Annotated in this window: 24 protein-coding genes; 13 read left to right on the top strand and 11 right to left on the bottom strand. The window is 71.4% G+C overall.

Annotation, left to right across the window (positions count from 1 at the left end; translation table 11 throughout):
- The first annotated feature begins 157 nt into the window (after positions 1-157).
- The 4 genes from GA0070617_RS15660 to GA0070617_RS15675 all read left to right on the top strand — a co-directional run bounded on the left by GA0070617_RS15660 (position 158) and on the right by GA0070617_RS15675 (position 5,875).
- The gene (locus tag GA0070617_RS15660; RefSeq protein WP_091438368.1) at positions 158-1,825 is read left to right on the top strand and encodes an extracellular solute-binding protein; all 1,668 of its coding nucleotides are present in this window, start codon (positions 158-160) and stop codon (positions 1,823-1,825) included.
- Positions 1,822-2,841: an ABC transporter permease gene (locus GA0070617_RS15665; RefSeq protein ID WP_091438371.1), complete on the top strand. Its 1,020-nt coding sequence runs from the start codon at positions 1,822-1,824 to the stop codon at positions 2,839-2,841. The genes GA0070617_RS15660 and GA0070617_RS15665 overlap by 4 nt, the downstream gene beginning before the upstream one ends.
- Positions 2,838-3,809: a carbohydrate ABC transporter permease gene (locus GA0070617_RS15670; RefSeq protein ID WP_091438375.1), complete on the top strand. Its 972-nt coding sequence runs from the start codon at positions 2,838-2,840 to the stop codon at positions 3,807-3,809. Before GA0070617_RS15665 ends, GA0070617_RS15670 begins: the two co-directional genes overlap by 4 nt.
- Positions 3,810-3,877: 68 nt before the next feature.
- Positions 3,878-5,875 (top strand): beta-galactosidase, encoded by a 1,998-nt coding sequence (locus GA0070617_RS15675; RefSeq protein ID WP_091438378.1) that lies wholly within the window; start codon positions 3,878-3,880, stop codon positions 5,873-5,875.
- 36 nt (positions 5,876-5,911) lie between these two features.
- Here the strand turns inward: GA0070617_RS15675 and GA0070617_RS15680 are convergent, their stop codons facing one another.
- The 4 genes from GA0070617_RS15680 to GA0070617_RS15695 all read right to left on the bottom strand — a co-directional run bounded on the left by GA0070617_RS15680 (position 5,912) and on the right by GA0070617_RS15695 (position 9,240).
- The gene (locus GA0070617_RS15680; protein WP_091446485.1) at positions 5,912-6,820 is read right to left on the bottom strand and encodes an alpha/beta fold hydrolase; all 909 of its coding nucleotides are present in this window, start codon (positions 6,818-6,820) and stop codon (positions 5,912-5,914) included.
- Positions 6,821-6,990: 170 nt separating this feature from the next.
- A complete protein-coding gene (locus tag GA0070617_RS15685) occupies positions 6,991-7,674 on the bottom strand; it encodes a maleylpyruvate isomerase N-terminal domain-containing protein (RefSeq protein WP_091438381.1) in 684 nt (227 codons plus the stop codon).
- A 284-nt stretch (positions 7,675-7,958) separates the two neighbouring features.
- Positions 7,959-8,672: a VOC family protein gene (locus GA0070617_RS15690; protein ID WP_091446487.1), complete on the bottom strand. Its 714-nt coding sequence runs from the start codon at positions 8,670-8,672 to the stop codon at positions 7,959-7,961.
- Positions 8,673-8,775: 103 nt separating this feature from the next.
- Entirely contained in the window at positions 8,776-9,240 is a 465-nt protein-coding gene (locus GA0070617_RS15695) for an HNH endonuclease (RefSeq protein ID WP_091438384.1), read from the bottom strand.
- Between the two features lie 138 nt (positions 9,241-9,378).
- Between GA0070617_RS15695 and GA0070617_RS15700 the strand changes: the two genes are divergently transcribed.
- The 3 genes from GA0070617_RS15700 to GA0070617_RS15710 all read left to right on the top strand — a co-directional run bounded on the left by GA0070617_RS15700 (position 9,379) and on the right by GA0070617_RS15710 (position 11,530).
- On the top strand, positions 9,379-9,804 hold the full coding sequence (locus GA0070617_RS15700; protein WP_091438386.1) for an Hsp20/alpha crystallin family protein: 426 nt from the start codon (positions 9,379-9,381) through the stop codon (positions 9,802-9,804).
- Between the two features lie 149 nt (positions 9,805-9,953).
- Complete coding sequence (locus GA0070617_RS15705) at positions 9,954-10,946, top strand: tyrosine-type recombinase/integrase (RefSeq protein ID WP_091438390.1); 993 nt, start codon at positions 9,954-9,956, stop codon at positions 10,944-10,946.
- A 128-nt stretch (positions 10,947-11,074) separates the two neighbouring features.
- Positions 11,075-11,530 (top strand): Rv0361 family membrane protein, encoded by a 456-nt coding sequence (locus GA0070617_RS15710; protein ID WP_091438394.1) that lies wholly within the window; start codon positions 11,075-11,077, stop codon positions 11,528-11,530.
- Here the strand turns inward: GA0070617_RS15710 and GA0070617_RS15715 are convergent.
- From GA0070617_RS15715 to GA0070617_RS15725, 3 genes are read right to left on the bottom strand one after another with little or no spacing between them, the layout of a single operon-like run.
- A complete protein-coding gene (locus GA0070617_RS15715; protein WP_091438395.1) occupies positions 11,524-12,225 on the bottom strand; it encodes a thymidine kinase in 702 nt (233 codons plus the stop codon). The genes GA0070617_RS15710 and GA0070617_RS15715 overlap by 7 nt on opposite strands.
- Positions 12,226-12,270: 45 nt before the next feature.
- Positions 12,271-13,650, bottom strand: coding sequence for an MFS transporter (locus tag GA0070617_RS15720; RefSeq protein WP_091438398.1), 1,380 nt, complete (start codon positions 13,648-13,650; stop codon positions 12,271-12,273).
- A gap of 25 nt (positions 13,651-13,675) precedes the next feature.
- A complete protein-coding gene (locus tag GA0070617_RS15725) occupies positions 13,676-14,455 on the bottom strand; it encodes a lysophospholipid acyltransferase family protein (protein ID WP_091438399.1) in 780 nt (259 codons plus the stop codon).
- 188 nt (positions 14,456-14,643) lie between these two features.
- On the opposite strand from GA0070617_RS15725, the gene GA0070617_RS15730 reads away from it, so the two are divergent.
- From GA0070617_RS15730 to GA0070617_RS15740, 3 genes are read left to right on the top strand one after another with little or no spacing between them, the layout of a single operon-like run.
- Positions 14,644-16,059 (top strand): cytochrome ubiquinol oxidase subunit I, encoded by a 1,416-nt coding sequence (locus tag GA0070617_RS15730; RefSeq protein WP_091438403.1) that lies wholly within the window; start codon positions 14,644-14,646, stop codon positions 16,057-16,059.
- Between the two features lie 15 nt (positions 16,060-16,074).
- Complete coding sequence (cydB, locus tag GA0070617_RS15735) at positions 16,075-17,073, top strand: cytochrome d ubiquinol oxidase subunit II (RefSeq protein WP_091438406.1); 999 nt, start codon at positions 16,075-16,077, stop codon at positions 17,071-17,073.
- Positions 17,074-17,111: 38 nt separating this feature from the next.
- Entirely contained in the window at positions 17,112-17,576 is a 465-nt protein-coding gene (locus GA0070617_RS15740) for an OsmC family protein (protein ID WP_091438409.1), read from the top strand.
- A 49-nt stretch (positions 17,577-17,625) separates the two neighbouring features.
- Here the strand turns inward: GA0070617_RS15740 and GA0070617_RS15745 are convergent, their stop codons facing one another.
- Positions 17,626-18,330 carry a prefoldin domain-containing protein gene (locus tag GA0070617_RS15745; protein ID WP_091438412.1) on the bottom strand — a complete coding sequence of 235 codons (705 nt, stop codon included), beginning with the start codon at positions 18,328-18,330 and terminating at the stop codon, positions 17,626-17,628.
- A gap of 120 nt (positions 18,331-18,450) precedes the next feature.
- Between GA0070617_RS15745 and GA0070617_RS15750 the strand changes: the two genes are divergently transcribed.
- Positions 18,451-19,179 carry an SDR family oxidoreductase gene (locus GA0070617_RS15750; RefSeq protein ID WP_091438415.1) on the top strand — a complete coding sequence of 243 codons (729 nt, stop codon included), beginning with the start codon at positions 18,451-18,453 and terminating at the stop codon, positions 19,177-19,179.
- A 539-nt stretch (positions 19,180-19,718) separates the two neighbouring features.
- Positions 19,719-20,717: a tyrosine-type recombinase/integrase gene (locus GA0070617_RS15755; RefSeq protein ID WP_091438417.1), complete on the top strand. Its 999-nt coding sequence runs from the start codon at positions 19,719-19,721 to the stop codon at positions 20,715-20,717.
- A 140-nt stretch (positions 20,718-20,857) separates the two neighbouring features.
- Here GA0070617_RS15755 and GA0070617_RS15760 read toward each other — a convergent pair whose 3' ends face one another.
- From GA0070617_RS15760 to GA0070617_RS15770, 3 genes are all read right to left on the bottom strand, one after another.
- Positions 20,858-21,637, bottom strand: coding sequence for an endonuclease/exonuclease/phosphatase family protein (locus GA0070617_RS15760; RefSeq protein WP_091438419.1), 780 nt, complete (start codon positions 21,635-21,637; stop codon positions 20,858-20,860).
- 126 nt (positions 21,638-21,763) lie between these two features.
- Entirely contained in the window at positions 21,764-22,267 is a 504-nt protein-coding gene (gene def / locus GA0070617_RS15765) for a peptide deformylase (RefSeq protein ID WP_091438423.1), read from the bottom strand.
- A 33-nt stretch (positions 22,268-22,300) separates the two neighbouring features.
- Positions 22,301-23,458: a chorismate-binding protein gene (locus tag GA0070617_RS15770; protein WP_373868347.1), complete on the bottom strand. Its 1,158-nt coding sequence runs from the start codon at positions 23,456-23,458 to the stop codon at positions 22,301-22,303.
- Positions 23,459-23,626: 168 nt separating this feature from the next.
- Between GA0070617_RS15770 and GA0070617_RS15775 the strand changes: the two genes are divergently transcribed.
- Positions 23,627-23,827: a DUF5999 family protein gene (locus GA0070617_RS15775; protein ID WP_091438428.1), complete on the top strand. Its 201-nt coding sequence runs from the start codon at positions 23,627-23,629 to the stop codon at positions 23,825-23,827.
- Positions 23,828-23,915: the final 88 nt, after the last annotated feature.

Consider the following 23,915-nt stretch of genomic DNA (forward strand, 5'->3'; position numbering starts at 1 on the left):
ACCGGTGGGCGCGACCCCGGCGGTGCCGGTACGGCCGTCACCGCTCCCTTGTGGGTCGCATCACCGTCGATTAGTTTGTTCGGCTAGAACACCAACTAATCCTAGCCGGACGAACCTGCTCCGCAAACCCGTCCCCAACCGATGAAGGGAGTGCGCCGTGACACCGTCCCCACCGGGCGCATCCACCGACCGCCGTACCGTGCTGCGTCTGATCGGCCTCGGCGCCGCCGCCACGATCGGTGGCACCACCCTGGCCGGCTGCAGCAAGGAGGTGGGCAGCCAGGGCAGCGCCACCAAGGCCGACGCGATCAAGGCGGTGCTGCCCGCGTACCAGCCCGCCGAGCTGCTCAAGCCGGACATCCCCGGCGAGGGCTCGATCCCCAGCGGCTACCTGAAATACCCCACCGACCTGGTCGACGCGGTCACCGAACAGCCCATCCGCAGCGGACAGCCGATCCGGGCCATCAGCCCCTGGTGGGGACCGACCCCACCGGCCAACGACCGCAACGCCTACATGCAGGCCATCAACGCCAAGCTCGGCGGCGAGATGGTGGTCAGCGTCCAGGACGGCAACACCTTCGCCGACAAGCTCAGCGCCCTGCTCGGCGCCCGCGACGTGCCCGACCTGCTCAGCGTCCCCAACTGGGAGGTCGACAAGATCGCCCGGTTCTCCGACGCCACCAAGGCACTCTTCGAGGACCTCACCGACCACCTGCAGGGCGACAAGGCCGCCGCCTACCCGTACCTGGCGGCCCTGCCCACCAGCAGCTGGGAGTACTGCGTCTGGGGCGGCCGCCTCTACGCCGCCCCGTTCCCACCCGACGGTCCGTTCGCCTGGCTGCTGTTCCAGCGCAAGGACCTCGTCGACGCCGCCGGCCTGGGCACCCCCACCTCGATCGACGAACTGTACGAGTTCGGCAAGAAGGCCACCAACGCCGACCGGGGCGTCTGGGCCTTCGGCACGGTCTTCGACATGGTGCAGCAGTTCCACGGCTGCCACCAGACCTGGCGCAAGAAGCCCGACGGCGGCCTGGAACACAAGTACGAGACCGCCGAGTTCACCGCCGCCCTGGAGTTCACCGCCCGGCTGTTCGCCGAGGGGCTGGTACACCCCGACACCGTGGCCAGCAAGGGCGCCGACGAGAAACAACTCTTCAACGGCGGCAAGATCCTCATGTTCCAGGACGGCGCCGGCGCCTGGGAGGGCATGCAGGGCGAACAGTCCAAGGTCACCCCCGGCTACACCATGCAGCCCGTGCCGCTGTTCGGCGTCGGCGGCAAGGACCCGGTCGTGTGGGGCAAGGACATCCCGGTCTTCTACACCTTCGTCAAGAAGGGCCTGGGCACCGAACGGGTGCAGGAACTGCTACGGGTGATGAACTGGTGCGCGGCACCCTTCGGCAGCCGCGAGTTCGAACTGCGCGAGTACGGCGTGCAGGGCACCCACTTCACCCGGGGCGCCGACGGCACCCCCGCGTCCACCGAACAGTTCCGCAAGGAGTTCGCCGGACAGGTCAACGGCCTGGCCGGTCGCCCCCCGGTCAAGATCCGCCGCAGCGACGCCCCCACCTACGTCCAGGAGTACATCGAGTACCACAAGAAGTTCATCGGCCTGCGCGAGACCGACCTGTTCGCCGGGATCAAACTGGAACTGCCGGCCAACTGGTCCAAGCAGCTGCAGCCCACCGACGACAAGATCCGCGACATCCTGCGCGGCCGGCGTCCCCTGACCGACATGGCCCAGGTGACCAAGGAGTTCCTCTCCGGCGGCGGCGAAGAGGGGCGGGCCTTCCACGAGAAGGCCCTGTCCGACAACGGCCGATGAGTCGCACCGACACACCCGCGCCGTCCCCGGTCGACCGGCACCTGCCGGCCGGGGACGGCCCGGCCACCACCACGCCCACCCGGACCCGCCGCACCCTGGGCGCACGGCTGCGCCGGGACTGGCCGCTGCTGGCGATGACCGCCCCGGCCGCCGTACTGCTGCTGGTCTTCCACTACCTGCCCACCCTGGGCAACGTCATCGCCTTCCAGGACTACAACCCGTTCCTCGGCGAGGATCCCCTGGAGGCGTTCCTCTACAGCCAGTGGGTAGGCTTCGGCAACTTCGAGATCCTCTTCCGCGACCCGCTGTTCTGGGACGCCGTGCGCAACACCCTGACCATCACCGCGTTCCAGCTGGTCTTCTTCTTCCCCCTGCCGATCTTCCTGGCCATCCTGCTCAACAGCGTGCTCTCCGGCCGGATCCGCGGCTTCGTGCAGAGCGTGGTCTACCTGCCGCACTTCTTCAGCTGGGTGCTGGTCGTCACGTTCTTCGTGCAGATGTTCGGCGGCGCCGGCCTCCTGGCCCAGGAGATGCGCCAGGCCGGGCTGGAACCCTGGAACATCATGACCAACCCCGACACCTTCATCCTGCTGGTCACCGCCGAGTCGGTCTGGAAGGACGTCGGCTGGGGCGCCATCGTCTTCCTCGCCGCGCTGTCGGCGATCGACCCCAACCTGTACGAGGCGGCCGCCGCCGACGGCGCCGGACGGTGGCGCAGGCTCTGGCACATCACCCTGCCGGGCCTGCGACCGGTGATCGTCCTGCTGCTCATCCTGCGCCTGGGCGACGCCCTGTCGGTCGGCTTCGAACAGTTCATCCTGCAACGCGACGCGGTGGGCCGGCAGGCCGCCGAGGTCCTGGACACCTTCGTCTACCACAACGCGATCGCCACCCAGCAGTGGGGACAGGGCGCCGCCGCCGGACTGTTCAAGGCCGTGATCGGCCTGATCCTCATCGTCGCGGCCAACAAGATGGCCCACAAGCTGGGCGAACAGGGGGTCTACTCCCGCTCATGAGCACCCAGATCAGCCCCGCCGGCCCGGTGCCGGCCGGCCCCACCCCCACCGCACGCCTGCCCCGGCGGCGCACCGGCCGCCCCGCCTGGGAAGAACCTCCCACCGCCGCCGGACAGGCCGGCAAGGGTGCGATGCTCACCCTGCTCGTCCTGGCGGTGCTGTTTCCCATGTGGTCGGTGGTGGTCACCAGCCTGTCCTCCCGCCAGACCATCAACGACACCGGTGGCATGGTCGTGGTACCCCGCGAGTTCGACCCGTCGGCGTACATCTCGATCTTCTCCGGTGGCACCATCACCCAGGCGGTGTGGATCAGCACCCTGGTCACCGTCGTCGGTACCGCCGTCAGCCTGGTGCTGACCGTCCTGGCCGCGTACGGGCTGTCCCGGCCCGGCTCGGTGGCCCACCGCAGCCTGCTGTTCCTGTTCCTCGGCACCTTCCTGATCTTCCCCGGGCTGGTGCCCAGCTACCTGGTCGTCACCGGCCTGGGCCTCAAGGACAGCCTCTGGTCGCTGATCCTGCCCAGCGCGATCAGCGTGTTCAACCTGGTGGTGATCCGGGCGTTCTTCATGAACGTCCCCGGTGAGCTGCTCGACAGCGCCCGCATCGACGGGGCGGGGGAGTTCCGCGTCCTGTGGCAGATCATGCTGCCGCTGTCGCGGGCGGTGATCGCCGTCGTCGGCCTCTTCTACGCCGTCGGCTACTGGAACGCCTACTTCAACTCGGTGCTCTACATCGACGACAACAGCAAGTTCCCCATCCAGCGGGTCCTGCAGTCCTACATCCTGGCCGGCCAGTCCCCGAACGTCTCCGGGGCCTCGGTCAGCCTGCCCGGTGTCACCGCCTACCCACCCACCCTGGCGGTCAAGATGGCCGTGGTGGTGGTGACCGTGCTACCGGCGGTCATCGCGTACCCGTTCGTGCAACGCCACTTCACCAAGGGCGTCATCACCGGCGCGGTCAAGGGCTGAACCGACGCCCGGCGCGTGGGGTGCCCCGCGCGCCGGGCGCCACCACCCCTCCGACGAACAGGCAGCACATGCGCGAGGACCCCCGGCTGCGCTACGGCGGCGACTACAACCCCGAACAGTGGCCGGCACAGGTGTGGCGCGACGACGTCGACCTGATGCGCCGGGCCCGGGTCAACCTGGTCACCGTCGGCGTGTTCGCCTGGTCCCGGCTGGAACCCGAACCCGGCCGGTACACCCTCGACTGGCTCGACGAGGTCCTCGACCTGCTGCACGCCGCCGACATCCAGGTCGTGCTGGCCACCCCCACCGCCAGTCCACCACCCTGGTTCTCGCTGGCCCACCCGGACGCGCTGCCGGTCACCGCCGACGGGGTACGACTGCACCACGGCAGCCGCGACACCTACTGCGCCGCCGCACCGGCCTACCGGGCCGCCGCCGCCGGCATCACCGGCGTCCTGGCGGCCCGCTACGCCACCCACCCGGCGGTCGCGCTGTGGCACGTGCACAACGAGTACGGCACCAGCTGCCACTGCCGGCACACCGAGGTCGCCTTCCGCCGCTGGCTGGCCGAGCGCCACGGCGACCTGGACGGCCTCAACGACGCCTGGTGCACCAGCTTCTGGAGCCAGCACTACACCGACTGGGCCCAGATCGGCACCCCCCGCGCCACCCAGTACCTGCCCAACCCCGGCCAGCTGCTGGACTTCCGCCGGTTCTGGTCCGACACCCTGCTGGCCGCCTACACCGAGCAACGTGACCTGCTGCGCGCGGCCAACCCCCGGGTACCGGTCACCACCAACTACGTGCTGGGTGACTGGGTGCCGGTCGACCACGCCCGCTGGGCCCGCGAGGTCGACCTGGTCGCCGTCGACCACTACCCGTCGGCCGTCGACATCCGCGCCGAACAGCAGAGCGCCCTCGGCGCGGACCTGGCCCGCGGCTGGGCCCGCCACGGCGACCCCGACGGCACCGGGGCGTGGCTGTTGATGGAGACCGCCCCGAACCTCATCTACACGCCCGGCGGGCGGATGCACACCAAGGAACCCGGCCGGCTTCTGCGCCACGCCCTGGGCCACGTCGCCCGCGGCTCGCTCGGGGCGATGTTCTTCCAGTGGCGGGCCCCCCGGGGCGGCGCGGAACGGTTCCACTCCGCACTGGTGCCGCACGCCGGCGCGGACTCCCGGGTGTACCGGGAGACGGTGCGACTCGGCGACGCCCTGGCGAGGCTGGCCGAGGTCCGCGGCACCGTCGAGGCCCGGATCGCGGTGGCCGTCGACGCCGCCAGCAGCTGGGCGTTGCGCCATCCCGGGCTGCCCTCGCCCCACCTGGACCACCACGAGGAGGTCGCCGCCGTCCACCGGGCACTGTGGCGGGCCGGCCTGAGCTGTGACGTCACCGTCGGCGGTGACCGGCTCGACCGGTACGCCCTGCTGGTGCTGCCGGCCCACTACCTGGTCGACGAGCGCACCGCCGAGTGGGTCTACGCCCACGTCCACGGCGGCGGGCACCTGCTGGCGACGTACCTCAGCGGGGTCGCCGACGCCCACGCCCGGGTCCACCTCGACGGCTATCCCGGGGCGTTGCGGGAGGTCCTCGGCGTCCGGGTGGAGGAGTTCCATCCCCTGGCCGACGACGACGAGGCCGGGTTGTCCGACGGCGGCACCGCCCGAATCTGGACCGAGACGGTACGCCTGACCGGCGCGCGGCCCGTGGCCACCTACACCGGTGGCCCGCTGGCCGGGCAGCCGGCGGTGACCCGGCACCGCTTCGGCGCCGGCACCGCCTGGTACCTGTCCACCCGGCCCGACGACGCCACATACCAGCGGCTGGTGACGCGGGTGGCCGGCCACGCCGGGGTGGGCCCGGTCTGCCCGGGCGCACCGGCCGGGGTGGAGGCGGTGCGCCGCCGCGGCCCCGGGGCGAGCTGGTTGTTCCTGCTCAACCACACCGACCGCACCCAGCGGGTACCGGCCGACGGGGTGGACCTGCTCACCGGCGCCACCGTCGTCGGCGGTGTCGACCTGCCCGCCGGTGCGGTGGCGGTGCTGCGCGAACCGACCGGCTGACCGGCCGCCGACGACCTGCCCGCCGCCAGCGTGGGGTCAGCTGGTGTGGCCGATGATCGCGCCGGCGATCCGCTCGGTGAGTCCCGGCGCGAAGAACGGGTGGTGACCCATGCCCGGCACGATCTCCAGACGGGCGCCCGGGATCAGCGCCGCGAGGGCCGCACCGTGGGCGGTAGGCAACAGCGGGTCGTCGCTGCCGTGCAGCACCAGGGTCGCCGCGGTGATGCCGGACAGGGGAGCGCGCCGGTCGTCGCTCCAGCGTCGTCCGGCCAGATCGTGGTTCGCGGCGGCGGTGAGGTCGCGGGCCCGGTCGTGACAGTGGGCGACGAACCGTCGCGCGGCGGCCTCGTCGAACGGCAGCACATCGCCGTTGAGCACCCGCCACGTCCGGACGTCGGCGTCGACGCGCTGCTCGGGCGTGGTACGGGGTGCCGTCGCCGAGGCCCGCACGTGGTCGAGGAACCGTGCCGTCGGCGGCGGAAGCTCGTCGGCGACGGCTGGTTGCCCCGTCAGCGCCCGCGCCCACGCCGGGCCCGGATTGTTTCCCATGGGAGAGGAGGCCATGGCGGTCAGCGTGCGGACCCGGGCCGGCTGGTGCACGGCGAGCCACTGCCCGATCGCCGCGCCCAACGACGTCCCGACCAGGTGCGCGGCGGCGACGCCGTGACCGTCCAGCACGGCGACGGTGTCGGCGGCCAGGTCGGCCAGCGCGTACGGGTGTGCGGCGAAATCGACCGTGTCGGAGCGGCCGGTGTCCCGGTGATCGAAGCGGATCACCTGCCGGCCGCTGTCCACGAGGGCTTCCACCAGTTCGTCGGGCCAGCCGATGCCGGGCGTCGAGGTGCCCATGACCAGCAGCACGGTGGGGTCACCCGGGTGCCCGAACCGCTCGGTCCACAACCGGACCCGCCCGCGACGGACGACCTTCTCCTCGTCAGGAACCATGCCGTGCACCGTAGCGGTCACCGAAGAGCCCGCAATCGGCTACCTGCTGTAGTGGAAGGCGGTGCTGGTGGGATAATGGTGGGGTAGCCGGGTACGTCCTGGTCTCGGCCCGCGGCGACGACACCGCAGAACTGACGGGTGTACGGCGCGGACTGCCGTGCGTCCCGGGGTCAGCCGAGGGCCAGGCCGCGTAGTCCGAGCCGCGCCAGCGCGGCCGACTCGTCCGGGCCGAGCGGTGCGCGGCCGGTTGCCCTGCGCAGCAGGGTCACCGGGGGCCAGCCGAGGATGTCGGCGGCGGTCCGCCAGTGCGGGCCGAGGAGCAACCGTTGCAGGTGGTGGGCGGCCGGTGTGGTCAGCCACGGTGGTTGTCGCAGTGCATCGGCGACGTCGAGGCCGTGCACGGCGAGCTCGACCACGCGGGTGGTGAGGAAGTCGGTCAACAGCATGGCGTCGCCGTGCCGGGTCCGCACGGTCCGGTCGGCGGGTTCGTGGCGGCTGGCCGTGACCACGGTGGCCACCGTGGTCGACAGGTCGCGCCCCAGTTGGGTGGTGTCGGCCTCGGTGGCGCGGCTGCGGGCCGTGGCGATCCGCTCGTCGTTGGCGGCGGCACTGAACCGGTGGTCGGGGCGGTAGTAGTCGGTGGCGGTGATCTCCGGCCGGTGCGGTCGCGGGCCGCCGGTCGCGTCGGCCACGCGGGCCAGCACGGTGACGACGTGGCCGACCACGTCCCGGACCCGCCAGGGTGTGCAGCGGGTGGGCTGCTCCCAGTCCGGCGGGCTCAGTTGGTCGAGGGCCGCGACGAAGGCGGCGCTCTCGGCCCGTAGGGCGGTCAGCGCCTCGTGGATCGCGGCCATCGGGCTCCCTCCCCGGGGGACGCCCACCACTATCCATCCCTCCACCCATTCCCTCAACCCCCAATAAACGAATTACCGGTAATGACAAACCGATAAATCAAAACCCACAAAGCGGACATTTGGTCAACACATCATAATGACTGTTCTTGTGCGTAATGACTTACGCTGGTGCATCCGTAGGGTGAGCCGAAGCACCCGCAGGTGCCGAGCACCGCGGCACGCAGCCGACACCGGCCCTGGGCTCACGGTCTCCGCCGGGGCACGGTGTCGGCTGAACAGGGGAGCTAGGACAGGGCTGCCGCAAGGTCGGTGGCGGCCTCGTACGCGGCAGCGGCCCGGGTGGCGTCGTCCGCGCTCAACGCGACATGGTCCACGCGGGCCAGCATCTCGACTGCCGTGGCCGGATCGTTCAGGACCATCGCCACCTCAGCGCGGTAGACGAGCACCTCCACCAACGCGACCGGGTCGTCATCCGCCTCGGGACGAGCCAACGCGCTGTCAAGGATCCGCGCCGCCTGTCGGGCGTCCCCTCGGGAGTCTGACTGCACGACGGCGTTCGCCATCGCCCTGCCCAGCCGCCCGGTCCGCTCCGGCGCGGGGGAGGCCGGGGTTTTCTGGAAGACGCGGATCCAGTTGCCGCCCGGGTCGATGACGCTGAAGCCGCTCAGCCCGTCGGCGTTCCTGCGCGCCCGGGGCCGGGTCATCCGCGGCATCCCGGAGACCAGCACCTTGCCGTACGCGGCGCGCATTCCCGCCGCGAAGGCCCGGTACAGCTGTCCGGTGTCCGGGGTCAGCACGACACACGAACCGTAGGACTGCGCCGGATCGAAGCCCGCGATCTCGAAGAACTGCAGATGCAGGTCCTCGCGTTGCAACCCCACGGCCGGGTTGGGCTTGCGCTGCTGGTAGGTGGTGTGGAAGCCGAGCACCTGGTAGAAGGCGACGATGTCGTCGACAGACGGGCAGGGCAGCAGGGGAACGGTCATCTCGTTGGCCACCCGTACTTCGTAACCGTCGCGATCGGGCGCCCGCACATGGAAATGGCCGGTCGGCGGCCACCGACGACCGATCGGCCGATGCTGCGGGCGGGCCCCGCCTCGGTCAGGAACCCCGCCCGTACGACGCGCGCGCCTCGGCCACCTGCGCGGCCTGCCGTTCCCGCCACCGCCGCTGGGCCTCCCGGTTGCAGACCCGGCAGACCCGCCGCAGCCGGCCCGTGGCCGGATCGACCTCCCGGTCATGACCGTTGCGGCACTGCGGGCGCTGGGTGCGCTCGCGGCAGTTGTCCGCGTGGGTGACCTGACGCAGGTGGGTCGGCTCGATGCAGTCGGGCACTCCGCAGTCGTGGTGGACCTCCAGGCTCGGGTCGTAGCCGCCGACGAAGACCACGTACGCCGCGATGTGCGCCCACGCCCGGCCGGCGACCTTCTGGTACACCCCGCGCTGGTCGCCGTAGCCGCGCACGACCAGGCAGCCGTTGTCGGCCCGGGTCGCGCGGTCGAGCAGGTACGCCCGCAGGGTGTCCGCGGTGAAGTGGCGGGACAACCCGGTGATCGCAGACAGCACCGGGTCAGGGTAGGACCCGGGTGTGACGCCGGTCGACTTGACGGCGGCGGCGCGGCGCGCTACATAAAGAGGGGAGGACTTGAGTCACCTCGACTCAACTCGACACCTTCGGCACAGGAGAACCGAGGAGGCACCGCCATGCTGATGCGTACCGACCCGTTCCGGGAGATCGACCGGCTGACCGAGCAGTTCTTCGGCACCACCGCCCGTCCGGCCGTGATGCACCTGGACGCCTACCGCGACGGCGAGCACTTCTACGCCGCGTTCGACCTGCCCGGGGTGGACCCGGACAGCATCGACTGCACCGTCGAGCGCAACGTGCTGACCGTACGCGCCGAGCGCCGCCGGCCCGCCGGTGAGGCCGTCGAGATGGTCGCCGCCGAACGGCCGATGGGCACCTTCACCCGTCAACTGTTCCTCGGCGACACCCTGGACACCGACAACCTGCAGGCCAGCTACGACAACGGGGTGTTGACGTTGCGCATCCCGGTGGCCGAGCGGGCCAAGCCGCGCCGGGTCGCCATCGCCGCGGCCGGTAACGGCCGCCGGCAGATCGACGCCTGAGCCGCGACCGCCCCACCGGGCGGACCCGACCACCACCGGTCGGTGTCGCGGGCGACGCAACGGCCCGCGACACCGACCGGCGGGAGGGCACGTACCTCCGGCGGCGCGGCGGATGGCGTTGCGCCGCAAGGGCTGAGAACATTTTTCACATGTGGTCTTCGCATGTTCCGGCGCGCTCGTCGACCCGCCTCGCCGTGGGCGACGGCCCGGCCGACTTCACCGAGGCGTGGCTGCGTAACCGGCGGCTGTCCGACCACACCCGCGACGCCTACCGCCGCGACATCACCGGCTGGCTCACCTGGTGCGCCACCCGCGGCCTGGACCCACTGCGGGCCAGCTTCCTCGACGTCAACGACTACGGCCGGCACCTGGAGTCCACCCTCGGCGCGCGCAGCGGCCGACCGTTGACCCCGGCCACCGTGGCCCGCCGCCTGTCCGCCCTGTCCAGCTGGTACGACTTCCTGGTCAAACTCCGCGCGGTCGAGGCCAACCCGGTCTCCGGCGCCGACCGCCCGCGCATCGACCGCGACCACTCCAACACGGTCGGGCTCAGCCCCGACGAGGTCGACGCGCTGCTGGCCGCCGCCGACGCCGACACCGGACCGACCGCCGCCCGCAACCGGGCCGCCATCGCCCTGCTGGCCGACCTGGGCCTACGGGTGGGGGAGCTGGTGTCGCTGGACCTGGCCGACCTGGGCGCCGAACGCGGCCACCGCAGCATCCGGTTCGTCGGCAAGGGCGGCCGGGCCCGCCGCCGCGCCCTGACCCCCGGCACCGCGTACGCCGTCGACGCCTACCTCACCGCCCGCGCCACCGCCCAGCAGACGACGGTGGCCGAGCTGACCGGGCCCCTGCTGGTCACCGCCCGCGGTGGCCGCCTGGACCGGCACGCGGTGTTCCGGCTGGTGCGCCGCCTCGCCCAGACCGCCGGGCTGCCCGCCTGGGCGAAACTGTCCCCACACTCGCTGCGGCACGCCTTCGCCACCACCGCCCGCGCCGAAGGCGTACCGCTGGAGGACGTCCAGGACGCCATGGGCCACGCCGACCCGCGCACCACCCGCCGCTACGACCGCGACCGGCACAACCTCGACCGCGACCCGGCGTACGTCATCTGGGCCGCCCGCGCCCGCCGCCGCAGCTGACCGGCGCTCAACACACCGCACGTCGAGGCCATGATGGGCCTCGACGTGCGGTGTCGTCGCGGCGCAGGTCCGGGCGACCGGGCCAAGTCGCTGCGCCCGGCCCCGGGGGTTCTCTACGGTCGTAAGGCGTGGGGGAGACCGGCTGGGTCCGACCGGCCCGACGGCGACGGCCGCTGCGGGCCGGTCTGCTGCTGGCCGGCTGCGCGGTGGCGCTGTGCTGCGTCGGCGTGGCCGGACTGGGGCTGTGGAACGTGCAGGTCGTCCGGCAGGCAAGCGGCCCGGCCCGGGAGGCCGCCGACGGGTTCCTGCGGGAGTTGGCCGCCGGCGACACCGACGCCGCCTACGAACGGCTCTGCGCCGAGACCCGTACCCGGTGGAGCCGGCTCGGGTTCGACCAGTGGGTGCGGACCCCGCCGCTGCTCACCGGCCACCAGATCCGGCAGGTGTCGGTGAACACCCGCGACGGACGGCCCCGGGCCACGGTAACCGCCCGGCTGGACCGCGACAGCGGCCGCGCCGAGGACCGGGACCTGACGGTGGTCCGCGACGGCGACGGCTGGAAGGTCTGCGGCGACCCCTACTGACCACCGAGGTCACCGGTGCGGTGGTGACGTCGGCACAGCACCTGGTAGCGCACCTGCCCGGTGGGCACCGTGTCACCGATGACGACCTGCGCACCGGAGCGCACCACCTCACCGTCGACGACCCGGGCGTTGAGCAGCCCCTCCCGACCACACCAGCACAGCACCTCGACCTGGATCCGGGCCACCTTGTCGGCCAGTTCGAACAGCCGCTGCGCGGCCGGGAACAGACACGACCGGAAGTCGGTGGCCAGACCGAAGGCGTACACGTCGACGTCGTACCGGTCGACCAGCTCGGCCATCTGCTCGACGTGCGCCACCTCGTAGAAGCTGGCCTCGTCGCAGATCAGGTAGTCCACCCGTACCCCGTCGTCGCGGGCCTGACGCACCAGCGTGCGCAGGTCGAGGGTGTCGGTGACCTCGATGGCGGTGTGCGCCAGGCCGATGCGGGTGGTGACCTGCGGACCCAACGACCTGTCGATGCGGGTGGTGACCAGACCCCGGCGGCCCTGCCGGGCGTGGTTGTAGTTCATCTGCAACGCCATCGTGGACTTGCCGCAGTCCATCGGCCCCCAGAAGAACGTCAGCGCCGCGGCGTGCCGTGGACGGCCGTCGGCACCCCGCCCACCGGGGTCGCCGACCGAGCCGGACAGCCCTCGGGCCAGGCAGGTCGGTGCGGTGGCGGCGTCGTCGGTCACGGTCGGGCAGCCTAGCTCATCGACGCATGCGGATCGTTCGGGTCGTCACAGCACCCGGGGCGGGGTGTTGCCGGCGGCCAGGATCGCCCGACGCACCGGCACCGCGGCCAGCAGCGCGAACCCGACCACGAAGAAGATCAGCAGGGAGACCAGACCCACCCGGTAGGAGTTGGTGAGCTGGAACACCAGCCCGAAGGCCAACGGACCCAACCAACTGGTGCCCTTGTCGCTGATCTCGTAGAAGCCGTAGTACTCGCCCTCCTTGCCGGCCGGGATGAGCTGACTGAACAACGACCGGCTCAACGCCTGACTGCCGCCCAGGACCAGACCGATCGCCGCACCGAGGACCATGAACGGCACCGGCGCCTCGGCGGGCAACCAGAACGCGCCGAGGATCACCCCGGTCCACAGCACCAGGCTCAGCAGGATCGTCTTCCACGCCCCGATCCGCCCGGCCAATGCCCCCAGCAGCAACGCCCCACCGAAGGCCAGGAACTGCACCAGCAGGATCGTCACGATCAGGGTGCCCTGGTCCAGCCGCAGCTCCTCGGTGCCGTACTGGCTGGCCAGGGCGATCACCGTCTGGATGCCGTCGTTGTAGACCAGGAACGCCAGCAGGAAGAACAGCGTCAACGGGTACGCCCTGATCTGGCGCAGCGTACGACCCAACTGCCGGAACCCGTCGGTGACCGGGTTACCGCCGGCCAGGGCCCCCGCGCTCGGGTGCTCGCGCAGCCAGCGCAGCGGCAGCAGGGTGAACGCCGCCCACCACAGCCCGGCCGACACGATCGAGGCCCGGGCCAGGTCCAGGGTCCGCTGGTCGTCACCGTCGCGGCTGAACATCATCACCACGACCAGGTTCAACGCCAGCAGCAACCCACCACCGAGATAACCCAACGCCCAGCCCCGGCTGGAGATCGCGTCCCGCTCGTCCGGGCCACCCAACTGCGGCAGGAACGAGTTGTACACCACCACCCCGGCACCGAAGGCGATGTTGGCGACCACGAACAGGGCGCCGCCGAGCAGGTACCGGTCGCCGGTGACGAAGACCATCGCGACGGTGGCGGCCGCGCCGGTGAACGCCGCGGCACCCAGCAGCCGCTTCTTGTGCGCCGACCGGTCGGCGATCGCGCCGACGACCGGCAGCACGAACACGGTCAACAACACCGACAACGACACCAGGTACGGAAAGTACGACCCGGCGGCCACCTTGATCCCCAACGGGTACACGTACCCGGTGCAGTCCGGCGCACCCAACGCGCACCCGGCGGCCTGCTTCGCCACCGTGGTCAGGAACGGGCCGAGGAAGACCGTCAACACGGTGGTGGAGAACGCCGACATGGCCCAGTCGTAGAGGTACCAGCCGCTGCGTTCCCGGCGGGTGCTGGCCGGCTCGCACCGGCTGGGGGTGACCGTCTCGGCCATCGGTCTCCTCGGTTCTCTGTGTGGTTCAGCGGGCGCGCGGACGGTACCGGTGGGTGCGGCTGGTGTCGACCGGCCGGCTGGGATCGACGTGCCGCGGGCCCTCGGGCTCGTCGCGGCGCAACGGCACCAGCGCGTCGGTGATCGCGTCGATGATCCGGTCGGTGGCGCGCCGGGCCGCGCCGGGGGAGTCGGCGGGCAGGTCCGCCAGCGCCACCGCGGGCCCGAAGTGCACCCGGATCACCGGCCGGCGCCACAGCGCCCGGGTGATGCCCCGCAGCACCGCCCCGGCGGTGGTGCGGTAGGGCAGCACCTCGTGGGAGCCCCACTGGGCGACCGGCACCACCGGCGCACCGCTGGCCAGGGCGAGCCGGGCGGTGCCGGTCTTGCCGCGTTCGGGCCACAGGTGCGGGTCCAGGCCGATGCGCCCCTCCGGGTAGACCAGCACCGCCGAGTCGCTGGCCGCCTCGGCGGCGGCCACCAGGGCCCGGCTGACCGCGGCGGTGCCCCGGTCGACCCGGATGTGTCCGGCGTGGCGCATCGCCGCGCCCAGCAGGGGAGCGCGGAACAGCCCGCCGGTTGCCATGAACCGGGGGGCGACCCCCCGGGCGCGGCAGGCCGCGGCCAGCACGATCGGGTCGAACGGGTTGATGTGGTTGGCGGCCAGGATCAGCGGCCCCCGCCGCCACGACTCGGGTACGTCGCCGGTGACCCGCAGCCGGGCGAGCAGGGCCACGACGCAGCGGGCGAGCAGCAGCGCGGCCCGCCACAGCAGGGGCGGGCGCCAGGGGGAGTGCGGGGTGTCCATCAGCGCTCGATGCTGCCATGTCGAGGCACGCGGTGGGCTCGGCCGGTCGTCCGACGTTCACCGGCGCCGGCCGTAGGTGATCAAGGTCATTGGTCCCGGTCGGGTTCGGGACCTCCGCCCCTGCCCAGACTTCTACGACGGCAGGTAGTATTTACTACGTCCTGTAGTAAGCAGACCTGGGGGTCCTGGTGGACGCGTTGGACGTCGCCCGCTGGCAGTTCGGTGTCACCACCGTCTACCACTTTCTCTTCGTACCACTGACCATCGGACTCTCCGTCCTGGTCGCCATCCTGCAGACCCTCTGGCACCGCACCGGCAACGAAAAATACCTCAAACTCACCAAGTTCTACGGCAAACTCTTCCTCATCAACTTCGCCATGGGCGTCGTCACCGGCATCGTGCAGGAATTCCAGTTCGGCATGAACTGGAGCGACTACTCCCGCTTCGTCGGCGACATCTTCGGCGCCCCCCTGGCCATCGAAGCCCTCGTCGCCTTCTTCCTCGAATCCACCTTCATCGGCCTGTGGATCTTCGGCTGGGACCGCCTACCCCGACGCCTGCACCTGGCCAGCATCTGGGCCGCCGCCATCGGCAGCAACCTCAGCGCCTACTTCATCCTCGCCGCCAACTCCTGGATGCAGAACCCCGTCGGCTACCGCATCAACCCCGACACCGGCCGCGCCGAACTCACCGACTTCGTCGCCGTCCTGACCAACAAGGTCGCCCTCATCACCTTCCCCCACACCATCGCCGGCAGCTTCCTCGTCGCCGGCAGCCTGCTCGTCGCCGTCGCCGTCTGGCACCTGGTGCGCCGCCCGGACAACCCCGACACCCCGGCCTACCGCTTCGCCGCCAAGATGGGCGCCCTGGTCGCCCTGATCTCCACCGCCGGGCTCCTGGTCACCGGCGACATCCAGAGCAAGATCATGACCGAGGTGCAGCCCATGAAGATGGCCGCCGCCGAAGGCCTCTACACCACCGAAAGCCCCGCCGCCTTCTCCGTACTCACCGTCGGCAGCCTCGACGGCAGCCGGGAGGTCTTCGCCCTGAAGATCCCCCACCTGCTCTCCTTCCTCAGCACCGGGGACCCCGACGGCACCGTCCACGGCATCAACGACCTCCAGGCCCAGTACGCCGCCCAGTACGGCCCCGGCAACTACGCCCCGATCATCCCCGTCGCCTACTGGAGCTTCCGCTTCATGATCGGGTTCGGGCTCGCCGCCGCCGCCATCGCCCTCTGGGTGCTCTGGGCCCAGCGCCGAGGCCGCACCCCACGCAGCCGGTGGCTGCTGCGCGCCGCCGTGATCATGCCGATCCTGCCCCTGCTGGCCAACTCCTTCGGCTGGATCTTCACCGAGATGGGCCGTCAACCCTGGATCGTCTTCGGGGAGATGCTCACCCGCGACGGGGTATCCCGCAGCGTCAGCCTCGCCGAGGTCCTCACCAGCTTCGCCGCCTTCACCCTCATCTACGCCACCCTCGCCGTCATCGAGGTCAAGCTCCTGCTCCGCTACGCCAGAGCCGGCGTACCCGAGATCACCGAACCACCCGACACCCACGACACCGACGACGACACCGACCGCCCCCTCGCCTTCGCCTACTGACCCCGGAGCCCCACCGTGGACCTCACCACCGTCTGGTTTCTCCTCATCGCCGTACTCTTCACCGGCTACTTCATCCTCGAAGGCTTCGACTTCGGCGTCGGCATGCTGCTGCCCGTCCTCGGCCGCGACGACCGCGAACGCCGAGTCATGATCAACACCATCGGGCCCGTCTGGGACGGCAACGAGGTCTGGCTCATCACCGCCGCCGGCGCCATGTTCGCCGCCTTCCCCGAGTGGTACGCCACCCTCTTCTCCGGCTTCTACCTACCCCTACTGCTGATCCTGCTGGCCCTGATCGCCCGGGGGGTCGCCTTCGAATACCGCCACAAGCGCCCCGAGGCCGCCTGGAAACACCGCTGGGACACCGCCATCACCCTCGGCTCCCTCATCCCCGCGATCCTCTGGGGAATCACCTTCGCCAACATCCTGCGCGGCGTACCCCTGGACGCCGACCACGAATACATCGGCGGCCTGCTTGACCTGCTGAACCCCTACGCCCTACTCGGCGGCACCACCACCGCCGCCCTCTTCCTCACCCACGGCGCCGTCTTCATCGCCCTCAAAACCGTCGGCGACATCCGCCACCGCGCCCGCCGACTCGCCACCCGGCTCGCCATCGGCACCGCCGGACTCGCCATCACCTTCCTCACCTGGACCCTCACCATCCGCTCCAGCACCACCGCCGTCATCCTCGCCGTGGCCGCCACCCTCGCCCTACTCGCCGGACTCGCCGCCGCCCACGCCCACCGCGAAGGCCGGGCCTTCACCGGCACCGCCCTGGCCATCGGCCTCACCGTCGCCACCCTCTTCGCCGCACTCTTCCCCAACGTGCTGCCCTCCACCGCCGACCCCACCGGCACCCTCACCGCCACCAACGCCGCCTCCACCGGCTACACCCTGACGATCATGACCTGGGTCGCCGTCCTGTTCACCCCGATCGTCCTGGCCTACCAGGGCTGGACCTACTGGGTCTTCCGCAAACGCATCGGCGTCGCCCACATCCCACCCCACTGACCCCGCCAGGCGTCGACACCCACCGCTAGCCTTCGCCCATGAACCACACCTACCAGACCACCGTCACCTGGACCGGAAACCTCGGCACCGGCACCAACGGCTACCGCACCTACCGCCGCGACCACGACATCACCACCGACGGCCGCCCACCCATCCCCGGCAGCTCCGACCCCACCTTCCGCGGCGACCCCACCCGCTGGAACCCCGAACAACTCCTCCTCGCCGCCCTCTCCCAATGCCACATGCTCGCCTACCTGCACCTCTGCGCCGACAACGGCATCGTCGTCACCCACTACACCGACCACGCCACCGGCACCATGACCACCGACCGCACCGGAAACGGCCACTTCACCGAGGCCACCCTCCACCCCCACGTCACCATCACCCACACCACCGACACCACCACCGCCACCGCCCTGCACGACGAAGCCCACCGCCTCTGCTTCATCGCCAACTCCGTCAACTTCCCCGTCCACCACCACCCCACCACCCACACCACCTGACACGACGAAGCCCGGGACAACACGCCCCGGGCCCCGCCACACCCTCAACTCAACCCGCCTCGCGCAACTCCGCCAACCGGGCCTCGATCTCGGCCAACTCCGCCCGCAACTTCTCCGCCTGCTGCTCGGCCTCCGACCGCTCCGCCGACAGAATCTGCTCCACCGCCTCCTGCACCCCCGGCACATCCACCAACGCCACCATCCGCAACGCCTCCGCCGGCTTCACCACGTACGGCTTCGCCAACGACTTGCTGCCCTGCTGCGCCGCCACCGTCCACTCACCATCGGCATACGCCAACGTCACCGTCAGCCCCGTCGGCGCCTTCGCCTTCACCGCCTTCACCGGCCGACGCGCCGGCTTCGCCGCCTCCACCACCGGCGACTGCGGCTCCTCCCGCCGCTGCCGGGGCGGCTGCTGATCCAACACGAACTCCGGCTCGACCACCGCAGCCACCACCGCCTCCGCCTCCGGTTCAGCCTCGGCCTCCGCCTTCGGCTCCGCCACCCGACGCCCCGCACCCCGCGGCGCCACCGCCACGTCGGCAGGGGAGAAGGGCAACTCGTCCCGCCCGAAGCGCACCACCACGAACTCGTCCGACACCGCCGGATCGGTCAACTCCACCACCTGGCCCACCTGACCGGCGATCTGACCCGCCGACGCGGTGAACACCACCTTCGGCTTCCGCCCCGCCGCCAACGCCTCCCGGATGCCCTGCACCTCGTCAGTGGACAAACCCTGGCCCGCAGCACCCATCAGCAACCTCTTCCGTACACCTGTCTGAACCCTGCCTTGATACCAGCCCACTGCGACACCGGACCCGGCGGGACCACCACGCGCTACATTGGCCTCCCACCACACCGCAGGAGCACAACCGTGGCACCCGTCACCGTCATCACCGGCGGCAGCCGAGGCATCGGCGCCGCCACCGCCCGCCGACTCGCCCACCAGGGCCACGACATCGCCTTCTGCTACCGCCGCGACCACCACTCCGCCCGACAGGTCCTGGCCGACATCCACGCCACCGGCCGACGCGGCATCGCCCTGGCCGTCGACACCACCGACCCCGACCAGGTCACCGGCCTCTTCGACGCCGCCGCCGACCTCGGCGACCTCACCGGCCTGGTCAACAACGCCGGCGTCACCAGCCCCATCGGCCCCATCACCGACCTGCGCGTCGACGACCTGCGCACCGTCGTCGAGGTCAACCTCGTCGGCTACGTCCTCTGCGCCCAACAGGCCGCCCGCCGCATGAACACCGGCGGTGCCGTCGTCAACGTCTCCTCCGCCGCCGCCACCCTCGGCGGCCCGGGGGAGTACATCCACTACGCCGCCGTCAAAGCCGCCACCGACACCCTCACCATCGGCCTCGCCAAGGAACTCGCCCCCCGCGGCATCCGGGTCAACGCCGTCGCCCCCGGCATCATCCGCACCGACATCCACGCCGTCTCCGGCATGCCCGACCGCCCCGAGCGCGCCGCCGACCGCATCCCGCTGGGCCGCGCCGGCGACGCCACCGAGGTCGCCGGCGCCATCGCCTTCCTGCTCGGCCCGGACGCCTCGTACACCACCGGCGCCGTGCTGCGTGTCGCCGGCGGCCTGTGACCCGCGCCGGTCGCATCGGACATCTGCCCGACGGTTGCTCGGTGAGCCGACCCGGACACCATCGAGCCAGGTTCGATAATGCACATTATGTAAAGTTGAGCGGAAAAGGCATCCCCCGGGCCGGGGTTCGCCGGTCCTCACGAATCCCGACCACCGGCGGAGACGACAGACCTCCGGGTGCCGTCCGAACCCGAGGCTTCGTCGGCCGCTCGCACCACGCCAGCGGCCGACGCCGGGCGCGGCAGCCACGACGTCCGTCAGCACGCCAGCGGGACCACCGGGTGCGGCCGGGCTTCGGCGCGGACGTCTGACATGGTCGGCCGTGGGCCACCGCGCCGCAGTCGCGCCCCGCGCTGGCGGGCACCCCGCCGCGCCTCAGACCGTCACGTCCGACCGAGGAGCGCGTGCCACCAGCACCGGCCGGCCCTCCGGCAGGGTCGATCACGCTCGACGGGATCGACTCCGACCCCTGCAACGGCGGGGCCGGTCCCCTGTCGACGGTCTCCCCTTCCACATGAGAATCATGCATAATATCCCTTATGCATGAAGAACGGGATGAATCGGTGGAGCGGCTCATCGAGGAGTTCCTGACCGCCCGGGCCACCCGTAAGCCTTCCCCCCACACCCTGCAGGCCTACCGGCGGGATCTGCGTACCGTGGCCGCCCTGGCCGGCGCGCAGGCCGAGCCCGCCGTCGCTCTCGACCAGGTCGTGATCACCGACCTCTCCCCCCGCCTGCTGCGGGCGGCGTTCGCCCGGTTCGCCACTCCCCGGGCGGCGGCGTCGGTGCACCGCGCCTGGTCCAGTTGGAACGCGTTCTTCACGTTCCTGGTCGCTGAGGGCGTCGTGGCCGGTAATCCGATGCCGGCGGTGGGGCGGCCGAAGGCCCCGCTCCCCCAGCCGAAACCGTTACGCGGTGAGGACACCCCCGAGCAGTTGCTGGCGTCGGTGGCGCGCCAGGACGGTCGGCAGCGGGACCCCTGGCCGGAACGGGACGTGGCGGTGCTCGCGTTGGCGCTCTGTGCGGGGTTGCGGTTGGCGGAGTTGTTGGCGTTGCGGGTGGCCTCGGTGACCGGGCGGGACGGTGAGCGGCGGGTGCAGGTGGCCGGCAAGGGTGGTCGGCCCCGGGTGGTGCCGGTCGAGCCGGAGTTGGATCGGTTGGTGGTGGCGTACCTGCAGAGCCGGGCCCGACGCTTCGGGGCCCGTAGTGTCCGTCCGGACTCGCCGTTGCTTGTCGACCGGCGGGGTGCGGCGTTGCGTCGGGGTGGTCTGCAGTATCTGGTGGACTCCTGTTACCGGCGGGCGGGCATCGGTGACCGGGTGCCGGCGGGGGCGCGGTTGCACGCGTTGCGGCACACCTTCGCGACCCGGTTGGCCGAGGACGGGGCGAGCGCGGCGGAGATCATGCGGTTGTTGGGGCATGCGTCGTTGGCGTCGTCGCAGACGTATATCGAGGTCACCGCGGGCCAGCAGCGGGCGGCGGTGCGGTCGAATCGGACGCACCGGGTGTTGTCGGGGTTGTTGGCGGTCGGGGCGTGACGGAGTTCAGGGCTGCGTGCGGGCGCAGGGTGTCCTCGGCGGGGCTGCCGGTGGCTTCGGTGCGGACGTGGTGCCGTCGTTGCCGCTGCGGGAGGGGGCGGAGCTGGCGGGTCGGGTGGTATGTGGAGGGTTGACGGTGGTCAGCCGAGGTCGACGACGAGGGGGCGGTGGTCGGAGATGGTCGAGGGTGGGGTGGTGGTGTGGGTGACCGGTGGGAGGCGGTGGCGGCCGTGGGGGTCGGCGAGGATGTGGTCGAGTTGGACGCGGGGTAGGTGTGCGGGGTAGGTGGGGTGGCGGGCCAGGGGGTGCCAGCCGGTGACGAGGTGGGCGGGGCCGGCGGGGAGGTTGAGGTCGCCGAGCAGGATGCGGGGGGCGGGTAGGGCGCGCAGGGCGCGGACGACCTGGCGGAGTTGGTGGATGTTCCAGCCGGGGACGAAGGACAGGTGGGTGGCGGCGACGGTGATGCGGCCGTGGGGGGTGTCGAGGACGGCGGCGAGGACGACGCGGGGTTCGTCGCGCAGGAGGACGGGTCCGCCGCCGGGGCCGGGTAGGTAGACCGGGGAGCGTACGGGGGCGGGGCGTAGTCGGGTGATGTGCCAGCTGTGGACGGGGTGGCGGGTGACGAGGCCGACGCCGTAGCAGGGTTCGCCGTGTCCGTCGTCGTCGTGGCGTAGGGGGCGGAAGTGGGCGCCGGGGGTGCCGACGAGGGCGGCGGCGAAGCGGTGGTGGTCGGCGTCGAGGGCGTGGGCGGCGACGGTGGTGAGGTCGAGGTGGCCGCTGCGGTGTTGGTCGCGGTCGACTTCCTGGAGGGCGAGGATGTCGGCGTCGAGGGCGGTGACGGCGGCGGTGAGGCGGTCGGGGTCGACGAGGCCGTCGGTGGCGGATCGGCCGTGCAGGACGTTGAAGGTGGCCAGGCGCACGTGTGCACCTTACGTGGCGGTGGGAGGGTGTCGGGATGTTCAGGTTGGTGTGCTGTTCGGTGCTGGTGTTCGTGGCGGTGGCGGGGGTGGGTGTGTGGTTGCGGTCGTGGCGTGGGCGGTGAGGGGTCAGCGGGGGCGGGAGTGGTAGCGGCCGGCGCGGATTTCGCGTAGGGCGCGGCGTCGGGTGTCGCCGTGGAGGGTGTCGACGTAGAGCCGGCCGCGGAGGTGGTCGGTTTCGTGTTGGAGGGCGCGGGCGAGGAAGCCGCTGCCGGTGATGGTGACGGGTTGGCCGTGTTGGTCGAGGCCGTGGGCGGTGGCGTGGCGGGCGCGGCGGGTCGGGAAGTACAGGCCGGGGATGGACAGGCAGCCTTCGTCGTCGTCTTCGGTGTCGTCGGAGAGGTCGAGGGTGGGGTTGACGAGGTGGCCGCGGTGGCCGTCGGCGTCGTAGACGAAGACCTGGGCGCTGATGCCGATCTGGGGTGCGGCGACGCCGGCGCGGCCGGGGGCGCCGAGCAGGGTGTCCATGAGGTCGGTGACGAGGTTGCGGAGTTCGGTGTCGAAGGTGGTGATTTGTTCGGCGGGGGTGCGTAGGACGGGGTCGCCGATGGTTCGGATGGCGCGCATGGTCATGTCTGGGAGGGTATCGCCGGCGTGGTGGTGGGGTCAGGCGGTGGTGAGGGTGGCGCGTAGGGGTGCGGCTTTGGCGGCGGCTTCGGCGACTTCGGCGGTGGGGTCGCTGTGCCAGGTGATGCCGCCGCCGGCCCAGAGGTGGAGGCGGTGGGTGTCGGCGGCGGCGGTGCGGATGGTGAGGCCGAGGTCGAGGTGGCCGGGGGTGATCCAGCCGAGGGCGCCCATGCTGGCGCCGCGGCCGACGGGTTCGAGGGTGGCGATCTGGTGGAGGGCGGCGTGTTTGGGTGCGCCGGTGACGGATCCGCCGGGGCAGATGGCGCGGAGGAGGTCGGCGAGGCCGAGGCCGTCGGCGAGGGTGGCGGAGATGGTGGATTCGGCTTGCCAGAGGTTGCACCAGCGGCGGATGGCGTAGAGGTCGTCGACGGTGACGGTGCCGGTGCGGGCGACGCGGGCGAGGTCGTTGCGTTCGAGGTCGACGATCATGATGTGTTCGGCGCGTTCTTTGGTGGAGGTGAGGAGGTCGTGGCGGCCGGTGGGGGTGGCGGGTCGGGTGCCTTTGATGGGTCGGGTGGTGAGGCGGGTGCCGGTGATTTCGATGAGGGTTTCCGGGGAGGCGCAGCCGAGGGCCCAGCCGGGGCCGGTGAGGGTGCCGCCGTAGCGGGCGCCGGGTAGGGCGCCGAGGCGGGTGAGGGCGGGTAGGGGGTCGCCGGTGTAGGGGGCGCTGGCGTGGCCGACGAGGTTGGTCTGGTAGACGGTGCCGTGGCTGATGGCGGTGCGGACGGTGTCGATGGCGTGGGCGTGGGTGGTGGGGGTCCAGCTGGGTGTCCAGTCGCCGAGGGTCCAGGGGCGGCGGGTGGTGGGGTTGGTGGGTGGGGTGGGGGTGTCGGTGTGGTGGTAGACGATGGCGACGATGTCGGGTAGTGCGGGTATGGGGGTGGGTGCGCCGGTGGGTGCGTGGGCGAGGTGGGCGCCGGCGGCGGCGGAGACGTAGAGGGCGGCGCCGCAGGTGCGGCGGGTGTGGTGGTGGGTGGTGGTGGGGCGGGTGAGGTCGTGGAGGGACAGGTCGTGGGCGGCGAGGAAGGTTTCGAGGTCTCCGGCGGGGTTGCCGCCGTCGGTGAGGTGCCATTGCCAGCGGGTGTGTTCGGTGAGCCGGTGGCGGCAGTTCACCGGTGCGGCGGGGACGTCAATCAATCGCTGTGGGAGCGTTTCCACGCCAGTCGGCCCGACCTTCCTCGTCCGTTCAGTGGATTTCGGTGGCGCCACGGCGGAAGCCGGTCGATACGGCGCGCGGGGGCTTGGTACTGTGCGTCACTGGTCATGTGAACCATGACACAGTGCCCCCACAGTCCGGAGAACCCGATGTGCCAGCACCAAACCACCTGCCCCTCCGCTGACGCCACCGACCGGGAGGCCGCGCGGGTCATCGCCTGCTTTCCCGAGCAGGGCTGGAGTCTGCTCTGCAACGGCGTCATTCTCTTCGAGGACACCGGCGAGTTGTTGCCTGACGGCAGTTCCATCGCCCCGCACCGTGGCCCGGCCCGACATGCTCTGGTCGCCTGACCGGTCACGGTCGGTGATCGTGGTGTGACGTGGTCCGTTTCGGTCGTGCTCCCCGCCCGGGGCGGCCCGACGGATCGTGGTGTCCTGC

Source organism: Micromonospora yangpuensis, from assembly GCF_900091615.1.
GTDB lineage: Bacteria > Actinomycetota > Actinomycetes > Mycobacteriales > Micromonosporaceae > Micromonospora > Micromonospora yangpuensis.

Excerpts from the sequence above, each read along its gene's own strand:
- GA0070617_RS15725 (WP_091438399.1), bottom strand. The coding sequence starts at position 14,455 with ATGGACACCCCGCACTCCCCCTGGCGCCCGCCCCTGCTGTGGCGGGCC.
- GA0070617_RS15705 (WP_091438390.1), top strand. The coding sequence starts at position 9,954 with ATGTGGTCTTCGCATGTTCCGGCGCGCTCGTCGACCCGCCTCGCCGTG.
- GA0070617_RS15745 (WP_091438412.1), bottom strand. The coding sequence starts at position 18,330 with ATGGGTGCTGCGGGCCAGGGTTTGTCCACTGACGAGGTGCAGGGCATC.
- GA0070617_RS15755 (WP_091438417.1), top strand. The coding sequence starts at position 19,719 with ATGCATGAAGAACGGGATGAATCGGTGGAGCGGCTCATCGAGGAGTTC.
- GA0070617_RS15665 (WP_091438371.1), top strand. The coding sequence starts at position 1,822 with ATGAGTCGCACCGACACACCCGCGCCGTCCCCGGTCGACCGGCACCTG.
- GA0070617_RS15670 (WP_091438375.1), top strand. The coding sequence starts at position 2,838 with ATGAGCACCCAGATCAGCCCCGCCGGCCCGGTGCCGGCCGGCCCCACC.
- GA0070617_RS15675 (WP_091438378.1), top strand. The coding sequence starts at position 3,878 with ATGCGCGAGGACCCCCGGCTGCGCTACGGCGGCGACTACAACCCCGAA.
- GA0070617_RS15680 (WP_091446485.1), bottom strand. The coding sequence starts at position 6,820 with ATGGTTCCTGACGAGGAGAAGGTCGTCCGTCGCGGGCGGGTCCGGTTG.
- def (WP_091438423.1), bottom strand. The coding sequence starts at position 22,267 with ATGACCATGCGCGCCATCCGAACCATCGGCGACCCCGTCCTACGCACC.
- GA0070617_RS15740 (WP_091438409.1), top strand. The coding sequence starts at position 17,112 with ATGAACCACACCTACCAGACCACCGTCACCTGGACCGGAAACCTCGGC.
- GA0070617_RS15775 (WP_091438428.1), top strand. The coding sequence starts at position 23,627 with ATGTGCCAGCACCAAACCACCTGCCCCTCCGCTGACGCCACCGACCGG.
- GA0070617_RS15685 (WP_091438381.1), bottom strand. The coding sequence starts at position 7,674 with ATGGCCGCGATCCACGAGGCGCTGACCGCCCTACGGGCCGAGAGCGCC.
- GA0070617_RS15720 (WP_091438398.1), bottom strand. The coding sequence starts at position 13,650 with ATGGCCGAGACGGTCACCCCCAGCCGGTGCGAGCCGGCCAGCACCCGC.
- GA0070617_RS15700 (WP_091438386.1), top strand. The coding sequence starts at position 9,379 with ATGCTGATGCGTACCGACCCGTTCCGGGAGATCGACCGGCTGACCGAG.